Source organism: Acidimicrobiales bacterium, assembly GCA_022452035.1.
Taxonomy (GTDB): domain Bacteria; phylum Actinomycetota; class Acidimicrobiia; order Acidimicrobiales; family MedAcidi-G1; genus UBA9410.
The window spans coordinates 63,513-83,274 of sequence record JAKURV010000005.1 but is presented as its reverse complement, the minus strand read 5'-3'; the positions used below and the strand labels follow the sequence as shown (position 1 = coordinate 83,274).

Here is a 19,762-nt window from a genome sequence, read left to right as displayed (position 1 = left end):
CAGGGGGAATCTATCGACGGGTCGGCTGACCGGTTTACTCCGGTGCATCCGGAGGGTGGGAGGATCTTCCCCCCGATGGTCGGATCGTCGGTCAGGAGCCGTCCAGGAACCAGTCGACCAACGCGTAGGAGTCGCCCCGGTTGTCGGCTGCCCGCCCTTCGGATTCAGCAGCCATACGGTCGGGGTCGACATCGTGGGCCTCCAGTTCGGCCCGGTCCATCCCAATCCACAGCCGGGCCAGCCGGGGCGTGATCTCGGGGTGGAATTGGGTGCCGACGCTCCGACCGATCCGGAAGACCTGTGGACCGACGGCGTTGCGGGCCACCTCGGTAGCTCCGTGAGGGACTGTGAACCGGTCGTAGTGCCATTGGAACCAGGGTCCGCTGGCTACGGCATCCGGCAGGTCGGTTTCGACCTCGGTCCATCCGAACTCCGGCTGGTTACTGCGCGACACCTCCCCCCCGAGGGCGGCCGAAAGCACCTGGCCTCCAAAGCACATGCCGAGCACGCCGACTCCTGCCTCGTGGGCTGTACGGACCATCTCGATCTCCTGGCCTATCCAGGAACCGATGGTGTCGGTGTCGGTGACCGACCACGGTGAACCGGTCACCAACAGGGCGTCGTAGGAGGTGGCGTCCGGGTACCTTTTCGTGCACACCGGGTCGGATGGGTCGTCCAATACCCGGAAAACGTCAAGTCGGTAGCCCCGCTCGACGAGACGTTCGCCTACCTGCCCGGCAGGGCCGTACTCGTCGTGTTCGATGACCAGGGCACTCTTCACGGGCCGCACCCTAGGGTCCCAGCGGGGGCCGCCGTTTAACACTGTCCTAGGTTGCTCCCGTGCCGGACTCCCCCGAATTGATTGCAGCAGACCTACTGGACCGCTTCCCGCCGCCCACCTCGGCGGCCTTCCCGGCGCGGTCGGGAAACCTGATCGAGTCGCTGGTCGACGGAGCGGTGGCCTTCGATCAGATCGCCGGAGCCGTCGAGGCAGCCACGACCTCGGTCTGGGTCTGCGTGGCCTTCCTGGAACTGGATGCCAGGTTTCCCGGCGGTCGGGGCACGTTCCTGGACCTCCTGGACACGGCGGCCGACCGAGAGGTCGACGTGCGAGTGTTGTTCTGGCACCCGGAGGGTGATTGGGTTGGGAACGACCGGCGTGGTCGAACTGGAGCCGACGACACGTTCCCCGGGGATGAGGCCTCGGCCCGGGTGCTAGCCACCCGGTCCACCCGTTGGCAGGCCCGCTGGGACGCCGCAGGCCGACAGTGTCAGCACCAGAAAGCATGGTTGGTGGACGCCGGGACCCCCGACGAGGTGGCTTTTGTCGGCGGCATCAACATCACCAAGGGCTCTATGGCCGACCGTCGCCACAATGAGGCCGACCCGTCACTGGGCTACCGGCGGGGCGACCGGTACGCCGTAGTCCACGATGTTTACAGCCGACTGCGGGGACCGTGCGTGGCAGACGTGCACGACAACTTCACCATGCGGTGGAACGGGGCGTCAGAGTGCCAACGGCCCTATGGATCGTGGCCGGATGGCAGAACCGGAGACATCACGGAGCGGGATCCGGACACAGTGCCAGCCGTAGCAGGTCCGACCACCGCCCAGATCCAGCGCAGCGTTCTGCCCGGCCTCTACGACGACCTACCTGACGGCGAGAACTCGGTACGGGAGCAGTACCTGTCGGCTGTCGCCGGGGCCCGTGACTACGTGTACATCGAGAACCAGATCTTTCTGAGCCGGGTCGTGCTGCAGGAACTTCGGGTCGCCCTGGAACGAGGCGTGCTGGTGGTGGCGTCGGTGCCGGGGAACCCGATGTCCGAGCTGGCGGCCGCCCGGTCCCACCCGGGAATCAACGCCGGGTATGAAGTCCTCGCAACCCTCGGTGGTTACGAAGGGTTCTGCCTGTCGGCGCCATGCGTCCGGCGGGACTGGGGATACGAGGAGATATACGTCCACGCTAAGACGGCCGTGGTGGACGACGCCTGGGGGACAATCGGATCCACCAACCTGATCTTTTCTTCGTTCCAGGGCGATACCGAGATGAACGTCTCGTTCTGGGACCCCGGTGTGGCCCGAACGTTTCGAGTCCGACAGATTGACGAGCAGGCTGGGTTTGACTCCTCGAACCTCGGTGGCGGTGAGGCGGTCGGGCGACTTATTGAGGTAGCTCGGGCCAACGCGGCTCGGCGTCGTGCCGGTGGGTCATTGGAGGGGTTCGCTTGCGCCGTGGACCCGGCCCACTGGGCCACCTGAGCCAAGCCGGTACCTGACCGCGAGACTGGTGGTTCTCAGGATCCCGACCGGGTCGTTGCCACTTCGGCCAGGGCGTCCAACATGGCTACTAGCCGTGCACGGTCCGGCTCGACCACGCCGGTCATTCCCAACGTGCGCATGGCCTCCGAGCAAACTGGCCCCACTGACACCGGGACCACCCGTGTCCCGTCCAGGGCGTCGACCAGGTCCCGGCGACGGCCCTGGGCCTCGGCTACGTCCACGAGGTGCACGGCGGCCTGCCGGGTGGTGAACGTCACGGCGTCGACCCCACCGTCGCAAACCAGGTCTACCAACGCCTCGGCCGGTCTCGTGTCGTGGGGCAGGGCCCAGCGGTAGACCGGCACGACCACAACCTCGCCACACGAGGCGGCCAGGGGAGCGGCGAGCGACTCCTCGTCGGTGCCGTCTACCTGAAGGGCTATCCGTCGCCGACCCCCGGTGGTTGCCACGTGGTCCACGATCTGGGAGAACAGCTCGTCGGGGGCCGACCAGGAGACTTCGAGGTCGGCTCGTCGGGCAGCGCTCACCGCCTTGGGCCCCCGGGCCAGGACCTCGGTGGTCTGGAGCGTGGAACGGAGGTCAGCGCCCACGTCGGTCCCGTCCATGGCCTCCAGCCACATGTTCAGCCCCATCCCGGTCTGGAGCACCACGGCGTCTGGGGGCTCGTTGACCAGTGACCGCGACACCTCCCGCAGCCGCGGATCATCGGAGAGGTCAACCGTGCGCATGGTGCAACCGCGCACCACGTCGGCTCCCCGGCGCCACAGCGCCTCGACTTGCTGGTCGACCCGCCGGTCGGCTGTCACCCCGATCCTCCAGCCCTCCAGCGGTCGGTCGGTCGACTGGGTGTTCATCCCCCCAGCATGCCCGCTCACCAGCCGAGCCGACCAAGGGCGTCCAGCGGGGTGGTCAAGATCCGCTCTTCACCCAAGGAATCAGGAACATCCGCGGAAAAAGCCGGCCGGTCGTGAAGTCAACGGTCCACACCCTCTATGAGATACCCCGCCTGCTCGAACAGCAGGACGGCCCTCTGGTGGAGGTCTTGTCCCGTCTCGACGGGGGCTCGGCCGGCGGCCGCCCGGGCGTTTGTACCCTCCAGGATGATGCCCAGCTTGTAGCACGCCAGGGTCTGCCACCAGGTCAGGTCATCTAGGGGGAGGCCGGTCTTCTCGCCGTACCGAACCACCAGCTCGTCGGTGGTCGGGAACCCGTCGGTTGCTGTCTCGAACGATCCCACGCCCCCCGACGTGATCAGGAGCCACGCCAGGTCCAGACGGGGGTCGCCGAGGGTCGTCAGCTCCCAGTCCAGGACAGCGGCCAGCTCGGGACGGTCGTGGGCAGCGAGCACGTTGGCCAGGTGGTAGTCACCGTGGATGATCCCGCAGTGGAAGTCGGTGGGCCGGTGGTCGTCCAGCCAAGTACCCACCCGGTCCACCCCGGGAAGGTCCGGGCCGCGATAGCCGTCAAACGCCGCGTAGGACTTCAACTGGCTCCGCCACCGTCCGACCTGCCGCTCCAGCCAGCCGTCCGGGTGTCCGAAGTCGGCCAGCCCCACTTCCTCCGGAGGAATCAAGGCCAGGGCGGAGATGGCGTCGACCATCGACAGGCCAAGGCAGTGCCGCCAGTCGGGGTCTGTGGCGTACCGGCCCGGCAGCGGGCCCACCGGGGCGAAGCCGTCTACGGCTGACATCAGGAAGAAGCAGGTGCCGATGACCGACGGGTCGTCGCAGGCCGCGTGGCAGACGGGCTGCGGGACACCGCGTCCGGCGATGGCGGTCAGCACTCTCGCCTCGCGCAGCATCGTCTCGTCGCTATTAGGTCGCGGGTAGCGGGGCGGTCGTCGCAACACCATCGTGGTCCCGTCGGCACGGGTCAGCAGGAACAGGTTGTTCTGGGTGCCACCGGCCATCTGTCGGCTGGACACCACCGGACCCTCGCCGGGAACATCCCGGTCGGCGATCCAGGCCTGGAGGGCCGGCCAGAACAGCAGGCCGTCGCCATCGTCCAGGGTCTCGTCCACCGGGGTCGTATCCACCCGGTCAGGATCCCACGCGTTCCGGTAGGAAGACCGAGGCGGCCGTTGGCGGGTTGCCCGCTACCCCGACACCACCTCTCTCGTTCTCGGCCCGTGACGACGGTGACGCAATTATGTGTCGCCATCCGGCAACACCTACTGTCCATCTGTCCGTCGCAATCACCAAGTATGGGGCCCCACAGAGGCCTGGTCGGGCGACGAATCGGGAATACAGGAACTCGGGAGGTGCCGGTCATGAGCGAGGTGCGGGCAGCCATGGTCCAGACGAGCTGGACCGGCGACAAGGAGTCGATGATCGAGCTCCATGAGAAGTACCTGGCTGAGGCGGCCGCTGCAGGGGCCCGCGTCATGTGCTTCCAGGAACTCTTCTACGGCCCCTACTTCTGTCAGGTCCAGGACACCGCGTTCTACGACTATGCCGAGGCCATCCCGGACGGTCCCACCACCCGGCGCTTTCAGGAGTTGGCGGCGAAGCACGGCATGGTGCTCGTTCTGCCGATGTACGAGAAGGAGCAGGAGGGCCTGCTTTACAACACCGCAGCGGTGATCGACGCGGACGGCACCTACCTCGGCAAGTACCGCAAGACCCACATCCCCCAGGTCAAGGGCTTCTGGGAGAAGTTCTACTTCCGGCCCGGCAACCTCGGGTACCCGGTATTCGACACCGCGGTCGGCCGGGTCGGTGTCTACATCTGCTACGACCGCCACTTTCCCGAAGGCTGGCGGGCCCTCGGTCTAAACGGTGCCCAGATGGTGTTCAACCCTTCGGCCACCAGCCGGGGCCTTTCTTCCTACCTCTGGCAACTCGAGCAGCCAGCCTCAGCAGCGGCCAACATGTACTACGTGGGTGCTATCAACCGCGTTGGGACCGAGGACCTGGGCGACAACGACTTCTACGGAATGACGTACTTCGTGGACCCCCGCGGTCAGTTCGTAGGCGACGTCTGCTCAGACCAGGACGAGGAGCTCATCGTGCGCGACCTCGACCTGGACCTAATCGACGAGGTCCGCAACCAGTGGGCCTTCTACCGGGACCGTCGTCCCGACATGTACGACCCACTGACCCAGGCCTGAGTGCCGACCGCCCTCCAGAGACCAATCCCACACGGGAGTCGACGATGACCACCAACGCCGAGCTGTTGGAACGACACCGCGCCGTCCTCCCGAACTGGCTGGCCCTCTACTACGACCCCCCGATCTCGTTCGACCGGGGCCAGGGGCGCCACGTCTACGACGTCGAGGGCAACCGCTACCTCGACTTCTTCGGTGGGATCCTCACCACGAGCCTCGGCTACGACATCCCGGAGATCACCAAGGCCGTCCAGGATCAGGCCTCCAGGATGTTCCACACGTCCACCCTCTACCTGTCCGAATGCATGATCGAGCTGGCCGAGCTGATCGCCGGACTATCCGGCATCCCCGACGCCAAGGTGTTCTTCACCACCTCCGGTACCGAAGCCAACGACGCCGCCCTGATGCTGGCTACCACGGCCCGGAAGTCCAACCAGATCCTGGCCTTGAGGAACAGCTACCACGGGCGGTCTTTCACCACCATCGCCATCACCGCCCAACGGTCGTGGTCGCCGACCAGCGTCAGTGGCCTGTCGGTCAACTACGTACACGGCGGCTACCGGCTACGCAGCCCCTTCCGTGACCTCGACGACGATGCCTATACGGCAGCCTGCGTAGACGACCTCACCCAGGTATTCGACATGATGACGTCGGGCGACGTGGCCGCCATGATTGCCGAGCCCATCCAGGGTGTGGGCGGTTTCGCCACGCCCCCCGACGGGTTCTTCGGCGCCATGAAAAAGGAACTCGACAATCGGGGCGTCCTGTTCATCTCCGACGAGGTCCAGACAGGCTGGGGCCGGACCGGTGAACACTTCTGGGGCTACCAGGCCCACGGGATCACGCCCGACGTCCTGACCTTCGCCAAGGGAGTTGGCAACGGCCTCTCCCTTGGCGGGGTGGTGGCCAGTGCCGAGCTCATGGACTCGCTGCCCGGAAACTCCCTCTCAACGTTCGGTGGGAACCCCATGAGCAGCATCGGGGCTCTGGCGACGATCCGGTACATGCTGGAGCACGACATCCAGGGCCACGCGCTGCGCATGGGCGAACGCCTGGCCGGCCACCTACGACCTGCCGTGGATGCCTCCACGGCGGTTGCCGAGCTGCGGGGTCGGGGCCTGATGCTGGCTATCGAGGCCGTCCAGCCAGGGACCATCGATCCGAACGCTGACGCCGCTGGCCGAATCATGGAGGAGGCCCGGGCGGCAGGACTGCTGATCGGCAAGGGAGGGCTTTACGGCAACGTGTTGCGCATCGCCCCGCCGATGACAGTCACCGAGGAGGAAATCGACGAGGCGGGGACCGTGCTGGTCAGAATCATCGAGGGGCTGGGATAGTGCCTGGATCGAGAGAGGGCCGCGGGGCGTGGCTCCTAAGGGGGAACACATGACGACGCTGATTAAGAACGGGACGGTGGTTAGCGCCACCGGACGCCACACCGCCGAGGTTCTGGTCGACGGGACGACCATCTCTGCGGTGCTCCAGCCGGGCTCGGCGGCGGCCACATCGGCCGAGTCGGGCGCTGAGCGGGTCATCGACGCAACCGGCAGGTACGTGGTACCCGGTGGGATCGACTGCCATACCCACATGGAGTTGCCGTTCGGCGGAACCTTTGCCTCAGACACCTTTGAGATCGGCACCCGGGCCGCCGCCTGGGGGGGTACGACCACCATTGTCGACTTCGCCGTGCAGAAAACCGGAGAGAACGTCCGGGACAGCCTCGAGACATGGCAGGCGAAGGCCGAGGGCCAGTGTGCCGTCGACTACGCCTTTCACATGATCCTGGGCGGCGTCGACGAAGCGGCGCTTAAGGAGATGGACGCCCTGGTAGGCGAGGGCATCACAAGCTTCAAGCTCTTCATGGCCTACCCGGGCGTCTTCTACAGCGACGACGGCCAGATCCTCCGGGCTATGCAGAAGGCGGCCGACAACGGCGCCCTGATCACCATGCACGCCGAAAACGGCATCGCTATCGACGTGCTGTCCGAACAGGCCGCAGCCCGCGGCCAGACCGATCCCGTCTACCACGGGATTACCCGCCCCTCCCGGATGGAGGGTGAGGCCACCAACCGGGCCATCCAACTGGCCCTGGTGGCCGGGGCGCCGGTCTACTTTGTGCACCTGTCGGCCAGCGAGGCCCTTGAGCGGGTGGCCGAGGCCCGCGACGCCGGGTACAACGTGTTCGCGGAGACCTGTCCCCAGTACCTGTACCTGAACCTCGAAGACCACCTCGGGCTGCCCGGGTTCGCCGGCGCGGGCTACGTCTGCTCACCACCCCTTCGGACGAAGGAACACACCCACCACAAGGACCTGTGGCGGGGCCTGCGCACCAACGACCTGGCCATCGTGGCCACCGACCACTGCCCCTTCTGCATGAAGGACCAGAAAGAGCTCGGAAAGGACGACTTCCGGGCCATCCCCAACGGGATCGGCGGCGTCGAGCACCGCATGGACCTCATCTACCAGGGCGTGGTCATGGGTGAGCTGAGCCTGGAGCGGTGGGTGGAGACGTGTTCCACCACGCCGGCCCGGATGTTCGGCATGTACCCGCAGAAGGGCGTGATCGCACCGGGCTCGGACGCTGACATCGTGCTCTACGACCCGTCAGCGAGGACAGAAATCTCGGTCGACACTCACCACATGAGCATGGACTACTCCGCCTACGAGGGCACCACGATCGACGGCAAGGTCGACACCGTGATGTCCAAGGGGCGGATCCTCATCGAGGACGGCGCCTATCACGGCCAGAAGGGCCACGGGGCCTACCTCCGCCGGGGTCTATCGACGTACTTGCAGTAGGACACAATCCCGGACGGGCATCCACCCCGTCTTGTAGGACCCACCACGCCCGTCTGACCGGTCGGACGGCGACCACGAACGGACACCAGACCATGTACGAGATCCAGCACCTGATTGACGGTCATACCGTGACCGGGTCGTCGGGGGACACCGGGCCGGTGTTCGACCCGGCCACCGGCGAGCAGACCGCAAAGGTGGCCCTGGCTTCGGCAGCCGAGGTAGATGCCGCGGTGGCCTCGGCGAAGGCGGCGTTCGACGAGTGGGGAGGCGTCTCCCTGGCTCGGCGGACCAAGCTGCTGCTGGCCTTCCGCAACCTGGTTGTCGACAACTCCGACGAGATCGCGCAGAGGCTCACCGCCGAGCACGGCAAGGTCCTGGACGACGCACGGGGCGAGGTAGCCCGGGGAATCGAGAACATCGAGTTCTCCTGCGGCGTGGCCGATGCCCTGAAGGGCACCCACAGTGAACAAGCCAGCAGCGGAGTCGACGTCTACACGGTCCGTCAGCCCCTCGGCGTGGTGGCTGGCATCACCCCGTTCAACTTCCCGGCCATGGTGCCGATGTGGATGTTCCCCAACGCGGTGGCTTGCGGAAACACATTCGTGCTGAAGCCGTCGGAACGCGATCCGTCAGCGCCGATGTTCGTCGCCGAACTATTCCAGGAGGCCGGTTTCCCTCCCGGTGTCCTAAACGTGGTCAACGGCGACAAGGTGGCCGTCGATCGCCTCCTCGAGCATCCTGACGTGAAGGCACTGAGCTTCGTCGGCTCCACGCCGATCGCGAAGTACGTGTACGCCTCGGCCACAGCCCATGGCAAGCGGGCCCAGGCCCTCGGCGGAGCCAAGAACCACATGGTTGTCCTGCCCGATGCCGACGTGGAGATGGCGGCCGACGCTGCCGTCTCGGCCGCCTACGGATCAGCGGGAGAACGGTGCATGGCCATCTCGGTCGTCGTGGCCGTCGGCGACGTTGGCGACCAACTGGTGAACGCCATCAAGGTCCGTATGGAGAAACTGGTCGTCGGTCCGGGCACCGACCCTGGGTCCGAGATGGGGCCGCTGATCACCAGGGAGGCCCGAGACCGGGTTGCTGGCTATGTTCAGGCCGGTGCCGATGCCGGATGCGAGGTGGTCGTCGACGGTCGAGACCAGGCCTTCGACAGCGACGGCTTCTTCCTCGGCGTGACATTGCTTGACCACGTGACTACCGACATGAGCGTCTACACCGACGAGATCTTCGGACCGGTCCTCTCCGTGGTTCGCGCCGACAGCTACGCCGATGGCGTGCAGATGATCCGCGACAACCCGTTCGGAAACGGGGCGGCCATATTTACCCGTGACGGCGGAGCGGCCCGGCAGTTCCAGCGGGACGCCGACGCCGGCATGGTCGGCATCAACGTGCCCATTCCGGTACCGGTCGGCTACCACTCGTTCGGTGGGTGGAACGACTCGGCATTCGGCGACACGACCATGTACGGACCGGAGGGCCTCAGGTTCTACACACGGCCCAAGGTGCTGACCAGCCGGTGGCCCGATCCGTCGACCAGCAGCGTCGATTTGGGGTTCCCACGCAACGACTGACCGGAGAGCTGGGCGGCCTGTTCGGCGAGGAAAGACACGAAAGGGGAAAGTCGGATGGACTTTGGGGTGGTGCTACAGACCGACCCCCCAGCTTGGCGCGTGGTTGACCTGGCCCGTCAGGCCGAGGCCCTCGGGTTTACTCACGGCTACACGTTCGACAGCCATGTGCTTTGGCAGGAACCCTTCGTGATCTACAGCGCCATGCTGGCCGCGACCTCGGAGATGGTTGTCGGTCCGATGGTGACCAACCCCGGAACTCGGGACTGGACGGTCATCGGATCGCTGTTCGCCACCCTCAACGACATGTACGGCGAGCGCACGGTATGTGCCATTGGCCGCGGCGACTCGGCCATGCGCGTCATCGGCCACAAGCCATGCAACCTGGCCACCCTCGAGGAGTCGATGGGGGTCATCAAGGGCCTAGCTGAGGGTGACGTCGTCGAGTACAACGGCACCACCCAGACCCTTCCATGGCGCCACGATGGGTCATTGCCCGTGTGGATGGCCGCCTACGGGCCGAAGGCCCTGGACCTGTGCGGGCGCAAGGCCGACGGGTTTGTACTCCAGTTGGCCGACCCGCAGATCGCCGAGTGGACCATTGCCGCGGTGAAGCGGGCTGCGGCTGACGCCGGGCGAGACCCCGAGTCTCTGACTATCACCGTGGTGGCTCCGGCCTACGTCGGCGATGACCTCGCCCACCAGCGCGACCAGGTGCGTTGGTTCGGCGGGATGGTCGGCAACCACGTGGCCGACCTCGTCGGCCGGTATGGCGCCGACGGGTCGGCGGTGCCCCAAGCCCTAACCGAATACATCGAGGGTCGGAAGGGCTACGACTACACGGAACACGGTCGGGCCGGCAACGAGCACACCGACTTCGTACCCGACGAGGTCATCGACCGGTTCTGCATCCTCGGCGAAGAGGATGCCCACATCGCTCGGCTCCGCGAACTCGAGAGCCTCGGTGTGGACCAGTTCGCCATCTACCTAATGCACGACCAGAAGGACGAGACCCTTGACGCATACGGCCGGAAAATTATCCCGGCTCTAGCCCGTTAACAGATTCAGCACCACCTCTAGGTCGAATCACTTCCGACCTGACCTGGACGCAACAACTGAGAGAGCGTGACCACCTTGTTATTTAGGCAAAGAAAGACCTACGTCGTGGTCGAAGAAACCCACCACGACTTCGGCCCGTTGCCAAGTCGGCCCCCATTGAAAGGGGCCGTCGCGGCTGTTGTGAGCAATCCATTCGTTGGTGACTACGTGGCCGATCTGAGCCCTGCTGCGGAGGAACTACGCGACCTGGGCCATCAACTGGGTGAGTTGCTTGTTGGGCACCTAGGTGGCGATCCTCACGCTATTGACAGCTATGGCAAAGGAGCGATCGTCGGGGCAGAGGGAGAGATCGAACACGGCGCCATGTGGCACATCCCTGGTGGCGGCGGGATGAGGGCTGCCCTCGGAAAGGGAGAGGCCATCGTCCCGTCCACCAAGAAAGTAGGACCGCTCGGAGCAAGGCTAGACATCCCCCTTACCCACCTCGAGTGGTCTTACGTCGGAAGCCATTACGACGCAATCGAGGTAGGAGTTCCAGACGCACCACGACCGGATGAGTTGGTACTGATCCTTGCCATGGCAATTGGCGGACGGATAAATGCGCGCCTTGCCGGAGGTTTCACCCTGGATGATCGGGGTCAACCCGGCGTGCCGGCATGAGGGTCGCGTGCCTTGGCCTTGGGCGCATGGGCTGGCACATCGCTGGACATTTGGCCGACCACAGTGATGCCCATGATTTAGCGGTTTTCGATGTCGTCGATGGCCTCACAGGTCGGTGGGTCGAAGAGCACAACGGCACGGAGGCCGCCTCAGTGGAGTCGGCGGTCACTGACGCGCAGTTCATCATCACCTCGCTGCCCTCAGATCAGGAGTTGGCAGAAGTCGCGAAACACGTTCTGCCCGCCATCGCTGAAGAGGCAATCTGGATTGACCACTCCACAACCTCTGCGCGGATCGCTTGCGAGTTAGGAAGCGGCATATCCGCGGTTGGTGGCCACTTTCTTGACGGGCCTGTCTCCGGCGGTGTCGATGGAGCGCGCCGGGGTGAGCTCTCGGTAATGGTTGGCGGTGATGAAAGCGCATTTGCCAGAGTTACGCCCTTAGTAGAGATCTACGCCTCACGAGTGCGACACATGGGTCCGGTGGGCGCAGGCCAACTGACCAAGATGACCAATCAGATCTGTGTGGTCGGGCTATGTCAGGCACTTGCCGAAGGTCTGGACTTTGCCTCTCGGGCTGGACTTGAGGTCGAGAATGTGGTCGATGCGATGTTGCAAGGTTCCTCAACTTCCTGGCAGATGGAAAATCGGGCCGACAAGATGCTGGCCGGTGAATACGACTTCGGCTTCTCCACCGCGCTGATGCGAAAGGACATAGGGCTTGTTCTCGAGGAGGCCTCTTCCATGGGTGTTTCACTTCCGGTCACGGCATTGGTGGGCCAGTTCCTGGCAGATGTCGACGCCATGGGGGGAACCACTTGGGACTGGTGCAGTTTGATGGAGAGACAACGGCGATTCGCCCCCGCGAATCTGCCACCGAACAACGCAGATGGCCGTTGAACGATGCGTCAAGACGTCCAAGAACATCGTGGGCGCAGTGACTACAGGGCCTTTCGAAATGAGAGTCCCCTGAGCCCTGGCCCCGGTGCCTAATGGCGCACGGCGGAAAGTGGCTTCGTGTAGCCATGACCGTGCTTGCCGCGGTCGTCCTCCTCTTCGGCATGTGGGAGGGCTACAAGTGGATTGGTCAACAGACCGGTGACTACTGGCCCGGAACTTCAATCGAGCTCCCAGCGTCAACCGATGACCTCACCATGCCCCACGCAATGGACATCGCCGACGAACTGTTCGAAGAGGTCCGAGATGGCCGGGCCCGTTTACCGCTGTTCCTATTCCTGCTGAAGAAGGGTTGGTTCACCCTTCAGGAGGCGGCCATCGGGTTCACCCTCGGTCTCACAGTCGGCCTCAGTCTGGCCATCCTTATGCTCCGTTGGCGGGTTGCCGAACGCGGGCTGCTGCCGTGGATCAACGTGTCCCAGACGATTCCACTGATCGCTCTAGCACCGATCATCGTGACCTGGGGGCGCCAGCAGGACCTACCCGACATGCTTTCAATCTCACTGATCGCTGCCTACCTAACTTTCTTCCCAGTCGCCGTCAGCGCGCTTCGGGGCTTGCAGTCCCCCGATTCTGCCCACGTGGAGCTCATGCGTTCCTACGCAGCTCCCTGGCGGACCACCCTGGTCAAGCTGAGGCTTCCTGCCGCACGTGCCTACCTATTCCCTGCATTGAAAATTGCAGCAACACTCAGCGTTGTTGGGGCAATCGTTGGTGAGATCTCCATCGGCACAAAGACCGGCCTGGGACGGGCGATCCTTGAATACGCGCAGCGCTACGCCGTCTCGCCTGAGCGGCTCTACGCGTCCGTGATTGGTGCAGCGGTGCTTGGCCTCTTGGTTTTTGGACTGATCTCCCTGGCCGAATGGATCGTGGTTCGGCGCACAGGTGAGGTCACGTCATGAGTAATCCAGTTCTGGCAGAAAAAGCGGTTGTCGTAGATGGGGTCGACAAGGTCTTTAACGTCGGGAGCGATTCCGAGGTAGCAGCGTTGTCTGACATCAACCTGACCGTTGAGGCCGGAGAGTTCATATCGCTGATTGGCCCCTCGGGTTGCGGCAAGTCGACTCTCTTGCGCCTGATTGGCGACTTGCTCGCCCCAACCACGGGAGCGTTGACGGTATTCGGCAAATCAGCCCACGAGGCTCGCCTGGATCAGGACTACGGCATGGTGTTCCAGCATTCCGGTCTATTCGATTGGCGTCGGGTGCTGGCCAACATCGAGCTGCCACTCGAACTTCGTGGCTGGTCGAAGGCTGACAGGTCAGCCCGATCGGCAGAAATGCTCGAGTTGGTCAGGCTTGAAGACTTCGGTGGGCACTACCCCCGCCAACTCAGCGGCGGCATGCAACAACGGGTGTCTATCGCCAGGGCTCTCTCGTTCCAGCCGAAGTTGTTACTGATGGACGAGCCTTTCGGGGCGCTCGATGAGATGACCCGTGAGCACATGCAACTTGAACTACTTCGGATATGGCGAGAAACCCACACCACCGTGGTATTCGTCACCCACTCGGTACCCGAATCGGCTTTTCTCTCCAACCGAGTAGTGGTCTTGTCACCACGGCCCGGCCGTATCCACTCTGTAGTTGACGTTGACCTAGGTGAGCGCAGCGACGATACGCGGCAAGATCCAGCCTTCTTCGCGAAGGCCACTGAAATCCGCGAAGCGCTCCGGGCTGTGGAGGGCGGTGGATGATGGTTCGGCAACTTCGCGGCCGGATTTCTGTCCTAGGGCCGCCGATCACGGTGGGTGTTGTCGGTCTCCTGCTCTGGGAAGCGTTCGTAAGGGGATTCGGAATTCGGGAGTTCCTGCTGCCAAGGCCCACGTCGATCATGGAAGAGCTTGTCGACAATTGGCCCGTTCTGCGACATGCCATATGGGAGACAGGATGGATCGCGGTAAGTGGCCTGCTGATCGGCATCATGACCGGCGTAGCGCTGGCTTTCGTGACCACACGCTTTCGTACCCTCGAAGAGGGGCTTACACCACTTGCCGTGGTCGTCAACGCCACGCCCATAGTGGCCCTTGCTCCCATCTTCAATGCCTGGTTCGGGATCACCGGAACGCTCAGTAACCAGGCCGTAGTAATTGCCGTGGTCTTCTTTCCGGTTTTCATCAACACGTCTCGAGGCCTCACCGAAGTACATCCCGATGAGATTGAGCTCATGCATTCCTACGCGGCTAGCGAGTGGACGATCCTTCGGGAGGTTCGAATTCCCAACGCTCTTCCGTTTTTCGCCAACTCCCTCCGGTTAGTGGCGCCCCTGTCGGTAATCGCCGCGATCGTGGCCGAGTACTTCGGCGGCCCCCAGGACCGCATCGGCAACGTGATCACGTCCAACGTCGCATTCGTGAGATACGACGTCGCTTGGGCCGCCATCGCAGTCGCGTCGGCTCTTGGCCTAACTTTGTTCGCTATAGCCCTACTAGTTGAGCGCGCAAGCATGCCTTGGCGAGCGGCGATGGGGGACGGCGAGTACACAACTACACCCGGGAGGGAATGATGAAGAAGCGATTGACGACGAGACTGCTGGCGGTGCTAGCAGTCCTTACGTTGTTTGCTACTGCTTGTGGCGATGACGAAGCTGCGGTCGGCGTTGGCGACTGCGACTCAGTTGACTCTGTTTCGCTGCAGCTGCAGTGGCTTACCCAGGCCCAGTTCGCTGGTTATTACGCCGCGGCCGACGAGGGGATATACGAGAAGTACTGCCTCGACGTGGAGATCCGCGAAGGCGGTGTCGACATCGCTCCCCATCAGCAGTTGGCTTCAGGAGCTGTGGATTTCGCCGTGTCGTGGGTGCCCAAGGCTCTAGTGCCGCGCGAGGAGGGCATGGACATCGTAAACGTGGCCCAGGTATTCCAGCGCTCGGGAACCCTGCAGGTCTCGTGGGCCGACGCCGGCATCAACAGTCCCGCGGACCTGGCTGGCAAGGTCGTAGGCAACTGGGGCTGGGGCAACGAGTTCGAGCTCCTAGCCGGCTCGCGCAAAGCGGGTCTGGATCCGTCCAGCGACTACGAACTGGTCCAGCAGAGCTTTGACATGCTGGCCCTGCTCAACGGGGAGATCGACGCCGCCCAGGCAATGATCTACAACGAGTACGCCCAGATGCTTGAGTCAACCAACCCGGCCACCGGTCTGCGTGTCACCGCGGACGACCTGTCGGTCATCGACTGGAACGACGAAGGGACGGCCATGCTCCAGGACGCCCTCTGGGCCGACGGCGCCCGACTCGGTAACGCGGACTACGCCGACATCACCACTCGCTTTGTGGCTGCCTCTCTTGAGGGTTGGATGCACTGCCGCGACAACTCAGCGGAGTGTGTTGAAATCGTGCTCAACAACGGCTCGTCGCTTGGTGCATCACATCAGGCGTGGCAGATGAACGAAATCAACGGCCTGATCTGGCCGTCGCCCGACGGGGCCGGCGTGATGGACGAGGACCTGTGGGCCCAGACCATCAACGTGGCGACTAGCCAGGGCATCCTCGCCGCAGCGCCCGACTCCGGTGCGTACACAACGGAGTACGCCGAGGCGGCCGTGGAGATGTTGAAGAACCGCGGCGTGGACACCACCGGTAAGAACTGGCGTCGAGTGGAAGTGACCCTCAACGCGGGCGGCGAGTAACTGTTCAGAGGGGCGGCGGTGCCTCTGTTCCGCTTGCCCCAACTTCCGGGTGCTCTGGGCGGCCGGACCGACATCATTCGGTCTGGTCGCCCGGCTCCGGACGTCATACCCCACCCCATCAGGCTCGTCTCGTGACGCGGACATCAGAATGACCTGATGAGAGAGATGGCCATCCGGGCTGCGGTAATCCTCGTGGGCCTGGTCCTGTTTGGCGCTGGGATTGGCGCCCTGTTCCTGGCCGACCTAGGTGTCGGTCCATGGGACGTCCTACACGACGCCCTGGCCGGCCTGGCTAGTCGGCAGCCGGGGACGGTGATCATCACCCTTGGGATTGTTCTGCTGGGTCTGGTGGCCATGCTCCGCCAACCCATCGGGCCGGCAACGGTGGCCAATGTGGTGATCATCGGGGTCACTGTCAACATTGTGTTGGCTGTCGTCGAACCGCCGAGCGCGTGGCCGGTCAGGGGGGCTTTGGTCGTCTTGGCCCCGCTGGCCGTTGCGTTTGGTTCCATGCTCTACCTGGGGGCAGGCCTGGGAACTGGTGTACGAGACGGCCTGATGACGGCACTTGTCGACACCGGCCTCAGCATCCGGGCCGCCCGTACTTCCCTCGAGATCACTGTCCTGGTGGTCGGTGGAGCGCTCGGAGGGTCCTACGGGGTCGGCACGCTGGCCTTCGCCCTGCTGGTCGGTCCCCTGCTCCAGGTATTCCGGCACCGTGTCTGGGCCGGGTACCCCGAGCCAGCAGGTTGGGTCTACCGTCGCCGCCGAAGATGATGGGTCTCCGGGTCGTCAGTTCCGTCCGCGAGGCCAACGTGATGCCATGGTCAGGGTCGGGGTAGTCACCCGGATTTCGCTGGCTGACGTTGTTGGTCACCTTGAGACGGTCGACGACCGCCTACGGGAGGTGACCAACGCACTCATTGAGGTGCGTCTGGATCAGGTCCGGGGTTGTGGTCCCGCATCGTTGGGGGATAGTGACACGACCTAGCGTCCGGCGGGGTCACCGGGCCGGCCACTGGGGCGGGTCCCGATGGGAGGTCCGGGTGCCGTCCAGCCAGGGGTTGCCGCCGGTGGAGCGGCGGGCGTGGATTGCCCTAGGGGTCTCCACCCTGGCCGCTCTGCTGACCGTCATCGACGTCTCGATCGTCAACGTGGCCTTCCCGTCGATCCGGCGGGACCTCGGGGCCTCGGAGGCCGGCCTTTCCTGGGTGCTATCCGGCTACTCCATCTCGGTGGGGGCTTTCCTTCTGCTGGCTGGACGCCTGGCCGACCAGAAGGGCCGTCGCCTCCTATTCATGATTGGTGTGGGGGTGTTCGTTGTCGGGTCCTTCCTGTCGGGGATGGCCGAGAGCGTGACGTGGCTGGTCTCGGCCCGGGTTCTACAGGGGGTGGGGGGTTCCATCCTGGGGCCCTCGTCCATGTCAATGGTGCTGCCCGAGTTCCCCCCGGAGCGACGCTCCATGGTGATCGGCATCTGGGGAGCCTCGGCGGCCCTTGGGGCGGCGGTGGGTCCATCGCTCGGGGCGATCCTCATCGACCTGGCGTCCTGGCGGTGGATATTTCTGGTCAACGTGCCCATTGGGCTGGTGCTGTTGGCCATCACCCCGAGGTTCGTACGAGAGACCAGGGATCCCGATGCCCGGGGTGGCTACGACCTGATGGGAGTGCCAGCAGGGACCCTCGGCATAGCCCTGCTGCTTCTCGGTGTGGTGGAAGGTGAACGGTGGGGCTACGGCTCGGGTCGAACCCTGGCGACGGTGGGGGTCGGCCTGATGCTGGTCGTGGTTCTATTCGTCCGCTCGTCCCGCCATCCCAGTCCGCTGATCGACCTCTCCCTGGTCCGGATTCGGTCGTTTTGGTCGGCCGGCCTGGGCCAGGTGTTCTTCACTAGCGCATTCATCGCCACCATCTTGTTCAACACGTTGTTGCTCCAGGAACTCTGGGGATGGTCGGTGCTGGCCGCCGGCTTCGGTGTTGTTCCCGGCCCGGCCTTCGCCGCCCTGCTGGGAGGGCCGGTGGGTTCGGTTGCCGACCGGGTTGGGCACCGGACCCTCCTGGTCATCGGTTCGGTAGCCGCTGCCTGTTGTCCCGCGTGGCTGTGGTGGGGTGTCACCGTGGAGTCGTCGTGGACGACCACGATGCTGCCGGCCCAACTCTGCCTAGGGATCGGGGTGTCGTGTTCCTTTGCCACCTTCGCCTCCCTCGGCCTCCGGGATGTGCCGCCGGCCCGCTTTGGGGTGGCCAGCGCCATGCTGCGGACCCTCAGCACGTTGGGATTCGCTGTCGGTGTTGCGGTTGCCGTGGCAGTGCTCACCGCCTCGCTCCACCTCGGGCGCCTAGCGGCATTCGGCCGCGTCTGGGCGATGTTGACGTGCACCTTCATGGTTGGCGCTGTTTTTTGCGCCGTGGCCTGTCCGGGCAAGCCGGCCGGGGCACCACCGGCACTACGGGTCAGGCAGCCCGTCCCAACCGGACCGGGAGCACATCTCGACCCCGGAGGATGATCCGGGCGTTATAGGTGGGCTGGCCGGCCAGGGCTAGGTCGGGGAACCGCCGGACCAGTCGGGTGATGGCGATCTCGCCCTCCATGCGGGCCAGCGCGGCGCCTAAGCAGTGGTGGACCCCGCTGCCGAAGGACAGGTGGCGGTTGGCTTCTGGCCGAGTTACGTCCAGGTCGTCGGCCGTCGCTCCCCAGAAGCGCGGATCACGGTTGGCGCTGCCCAGGGCAGTCAGCACCATTTCTCCGGCTGCCACCTTGATACCCGACACCTCCACGTCGTGCATGACCCGGCGCCCCGAGGTCTGAACTGGGCTGTCGTAGCGCAGCAGTTCGTCGGCCACCGTGGCGTCCACCGACTCGTCAGTTCGCACTAGGTCCATCTGGTCAGGGTGCTGCAACAGAGCGTGGGTGCCGTTGCCGATCAGGTTGACCGTGGTCTCGTGCCCGGCCACGAACAGGAGCGAAGTCATGGAGAGCAACTCCGCCTCGGTCATTCGGTCACCCTCCTCCTCGACCTGCACCAGGTCGGTCAGGAGGTCGGCGGCTGGATTTTGGCGCTTCGCGGCGATGGCCTCAGTGAGGTACCGGTCCATGTGCACTGCGGCGTCCATGGCCGCGTCAACCTGTTCGGGGGTTAGAAACGGCTCAAGGGTCTGGGTGAGGGCGTGGGACCAGGCGCGGACCTGGGCCACGTCTGCCTCGGGGAGGCCGAGCATGGCGTGGATCACCGCAAACGGGATAACGAAGGCGTAGTCGGCAATGAGGTCGATCTCGTCCCGGTCGGAGAGCTCGTCCAGCAGGTCGTCCACGATGGCGGTGGTCTGGTCGCGCATACGGCCGATGGCCCGCGGAGTGAAGGTGCGCTGCACCAGTTTCCGGAGCCTGGTGTGGTCCGGGGGGTCCAGTCCGAGGATGGACGGCACCCGCTCGTCCTGGCGGTCCCGGAGGGGCAGCATGTGTTCCGGGGTTGTCTCACTCGTCTCGAACCGCCGGACCGACGTCTGGGGGTCGCGGAGCACCTGGTGGGCATCGTCGTAGCGCGATACGACCAAGACGCCGAGCGGGGTCCGGTGCACGGGGTCTTCGTCCCGCAGGCGGGCGTAATGCGGGTACGGGTCGAGCAGGAAGTCTGGATCGAATGGGTTCCAGGACGGGGCGTCGATGGAATTGGTCACATGACGGACGCTACCGAT

At 64.7% G+C, this 19,762-nt stretch carries 18 protein-coding genes; 14 read left to right on the top strand and 4 right to left on the bottom strand.

Translation table 11 applies throughout. From position 1 onward, the window contains the following. Positions 1 to 91: 91 nt before the first annotated feature. Entirely contained in the window at positions 92 to 781 is a 690-nt protein-coding gene (locus MK181_03310) for a type 1 glutamine amidotransferase (GenBank protein MCH2418822.1), read from the bottom strand. Positions 782 to 840: 59 nt separating this feature from the next. On the opposite strand from MK181_03310, the gene MK181_03305 reads away from it, so the two are divergent. After that, positions 841 to 2,262, top strand: coding sequence for a phosphatidylserine/phosphatidylglycerophosphate/cardiolipin synthase family protein (locus MK181_03305; GenBank protein MCH2418821.1), 1,422 nt, complete (start codon positions 841 to 843; stop codon positions 2,260 to 2,262). Between the two features lie 35 nt (positions 2,263 to 2,297). Here the strand turns inward: MK181_03305 and MK181_03300 are convergent, their stop codons facing one another. Continuing rightward, entirely contained in the window at positions 2,298 to 3,137 is an 840-nt protein-coding gene (locus MK181_03300) for a uroporphyrinogen-III synthase (protein MCH2418820.1), read from the bottom strand. Positions 3,138 to 3,256: 119 nt separating this feature from the next. Continuing rightward, positions 3,257 to 4,318 (bottom strand): phosphotransferase family protein, encoded by a 1,062-nt coding sequence (locus MK181_03295; protein ID MCH2418819.1) that lies wholly within the window; start codon positions 4,316 to 4,318, stop codon positions 3,257 to 3,259. A gap of 234 nt (positions 4,319 to 4,552) precedes the next feature. On the opposite strand from MK181_03295, the gene MK181_03290 reads away from it, so the two are divergent. From MK181_03290 to MK181_03230, 13 genes are all read left to right on the top strand, one after another. After that, positions 4,553 to 5,392 (top strand): acyltransferase, encoded by an 840-nt coding sequence (locus MK181_03290; GenBank protein MCH2418818.1) that lies wholly within the window; start codon positions 4,553 to 4,555, stop codon positions 5,390 to 5,392. Positions 5,393 to 5,436: 44 nt separating this feature from the next. Beyond that, positions 5,437 to 6,726, top strand: a complete 1,290-nt coding sequence (locus tag MK181_03285) for an aspartate aminotransferase family protein (GenBank protein MCH2418817.1) — start codon at positions 5,437 to 5,439, stop codon at positions 6,724 to 6,726. Between the two features lie 49 nt (positions 6,727 to 6,775). Then, positions 6,776 to 8,188 (top strand): dihydropyrimidinase, encoded by a 1,413-nt coding sequence (gene hydA, locus MK181_03280; GenBank protein ID MCH2418816.1) that lies wholly within the window; start codon positions 6,776 to 6,778, stop codon positions 8,186 to 8,188. A 92-nt stretch (positions 8,189 to 8,280) separates the two neighbouring features. Beyond that, positions 8,281 to 9,768, top strand: coding sequence for a CoA-acylating methylmalonate-semialdehyde dehydrogenase (locus tag MK181_03275; GenBank protein MCH2418815.1), 1,488 nt, complete (start codon positions 8,281 to 8,283; stop codon positions 9,766 to 9,768). Positions 9,769 to 9,822: 54 nt separating this feature from the next. Next, on the top strand, positions 9,823 to 10,824 hold the full coding sequence (locus MK181_03270) for a TIGR03842 family LLM class F420-dependent oxidoreductase (protein MCH2418814.1): 1,002 nt from the start codon (positions 9,823 to 9,825) through the stop codon (positions 10,822 to 10,824). Between the two features lie 105 nt (positions 10,825 to 10,929). Next, complete coding sequence (locus tag MK181_03265) at positions 10,930 to 11,484, top strand: amino acid synthesis family protein (GenBank protein ID MCH2418813.1); 555 nt, start codon at positions 10,930 to 10,932, stop codon at positions 11,482 to 11,484. Positions 11,485 to 11,510: 26 nt separating this feature from the next. Continuing rightward, positions 11,511 to 12,383: an NAD(P)-dependent oxidoreductase gene (locus MK181_03260; GenBank protein ID MCH2418812.1), complete on the top strand. Its 873-nt coding sequence runs from the start codon at positions 11,511 to 11,513 to the stop codon at positions 12,381 to 12,383. Positions 12,384 to 12,508: 125 nt separating this feature from the next. Continuing rightward, positions 12,509 to 13,345 carry an ABC transporter permease subunit gene (locus MK181_03255; protein MCH2418811.1) on the top strand — a complete coding sequence of 279 codons (837 nt, stop codon included), beginning with the start codon at positions 12,509 to 12,511 and terminating at the stop codon, positions 13,343 to 13,345. Next, positions 13,342 to 14,136, top strand: coding sequence for an ABC transporter ATP-binding protein (locus tag MK181_03250; GenBank protein ID MCH2418810.1), 795 nt, complete (start codon positions 13,342 to 13,344; stop codon positions 14,134 to 14,136). Before MK181_03255 ends, MK181_03250 begins: the two co-directional genes overlap by 4 nt. Before the next feature lie 251 nt (positions 14,137 to 14,387). Further along, entirely contained in the window at positions 14,388 to 14,945 is a 558-nt protein-coding gene (locus tag MK181_03245) for an ABC transporter permease subunit (GenBank protein ID MCH2418809.1), read from the top strand. Between the two features lie 32 nt (positions 14,946 to 14,977). After that, positions 14,978 to 16,066, top strand: a complete 1,089-nt coding sequence (locus tag MK181_03240) for an ABC transporter substrate-binding protein (GenBank protein MCH2418808.1) — start codon at positions 14,978 to 14,980, stop codon at positions 16,064 to 16,066. A 156-nt stretch (positions 16,067 to 16,222) separates the two neighbouring features. Continuing rightward, positions 16,223 to 16,843: a hypothetical protein gene (locus MK181_03235; GenBank protein MCH2418807.1), complete on the top strand. Its 621-nt coding sequence runs from the start codon at positions 16,223 to 16,225 to the stop codon at positions 16,841 to 16,843. Between the two features lie 269 nt (positions 16,844 to 17,112). Further along, positions 17,113 to 18,573: a DHA2 family efflux MFS transporter permease subunit gene (locus tag MK181_03230; protein MCH2418806.1), complete on the top strand. Its 1,461-nt coding sequence runs from the start codon at positions 17,113 to 17,115 to the stop codon at positions 18,571 to 18,573. Here MK181_03230 and MK181_03225 read toward each other — a convergent pair. Next, positions 18,521 to 19,744 (bottom strand): cytochrome P450, encoded by a 1,224-nt coding sequence (locus MK181_03225; GenBank protein MCH2418805.1) that lies wholly within the window; start codon positions 19,742 to 19,744, stop codon positions 18,521 to 18,523. The two genes, MK181_03230 and MK181_03225, sit on opposite strands and share 53 nt — an antisense overlap. Between the last annotated feature and the right edge of the window lie 18 nt (positions 19,745 to 19,762).

What these genes read in the sequence shown, in the direction of transcription:
- MK181_03260 (MCH2418812.1), top strand. Translation starts at nt 11,511, where the DNA reads ATGGGCTGGCACATCGCTGGACATTTGGCCGACCACAGTGATGCCCAT.
- MK181_03275 (MCH2418815.1), top strand. Translation starts at nt 8,281, where the DNA reads ATGTACGAGATCCAGCACCTGATTGACGGTCATACCGTGACCGGGTCG.
- MK181_03270 (MCH2418814.1), top strand. Translation starts at nt 9,823, where the DNA reads ATGGACTTTGGGGTGGTGCTACAGACCGACCCCCCAGCTTGGCGCGTG.
- MK181_03290 (MCH2418818.1), top strand. Translation starts at nt 4,553, where the DNA reads ATGAGCGAGGTGCGGGCAGCCATGGTCCAGACGAGCTGGACCGGCGAC.
- hydA (MCH2418816.1), top strand. Translation starts at nt 6,776, where the DNA reads ATGACGACGCTGATTAAGAACGGGACGGTGGTTAGCGCCACCGGACGC.
- MK181_03235 (MCH2418807.1), top strand. Translation starts at nt 16,223, where the DNA reads ATGAGAGAGATGGCCATCCGGGCTGCGGTAATCCTCGTGGGCCTGGTC.
- MK181_03300 (MCH2418820.1), bottom strand. Translation starts at nt 3,137, where the DNA reads ATGAACACCCAGTCGACCGACCGACCGCTGGAGGGCTGGAGGATCGGG.
- MK181_03250 (MCH2418810.1), top strand. Translation starts at nt 13,342, where the DNA reads ATGAGTAATCCAGTTCTGGCAGAAAAAGCGGTTGTCGTAGATGGGGTC.
- MK181_03285 (MCH2418817.1), top strand. Translation starts at nt 5,437, where the DNA reads ATGACCACCAACGCCGAGCTGTTGGAACGACACCGCGCCGTCCTCCCG.
- MK181_03255 (MCH2418811.1), top strand. Translation starts at nt 12,509, where the DNA reads ATGACCGTGCTTGCCGCGGTCGTCCTCCTCTTCGGCATGTGGGAGGGC.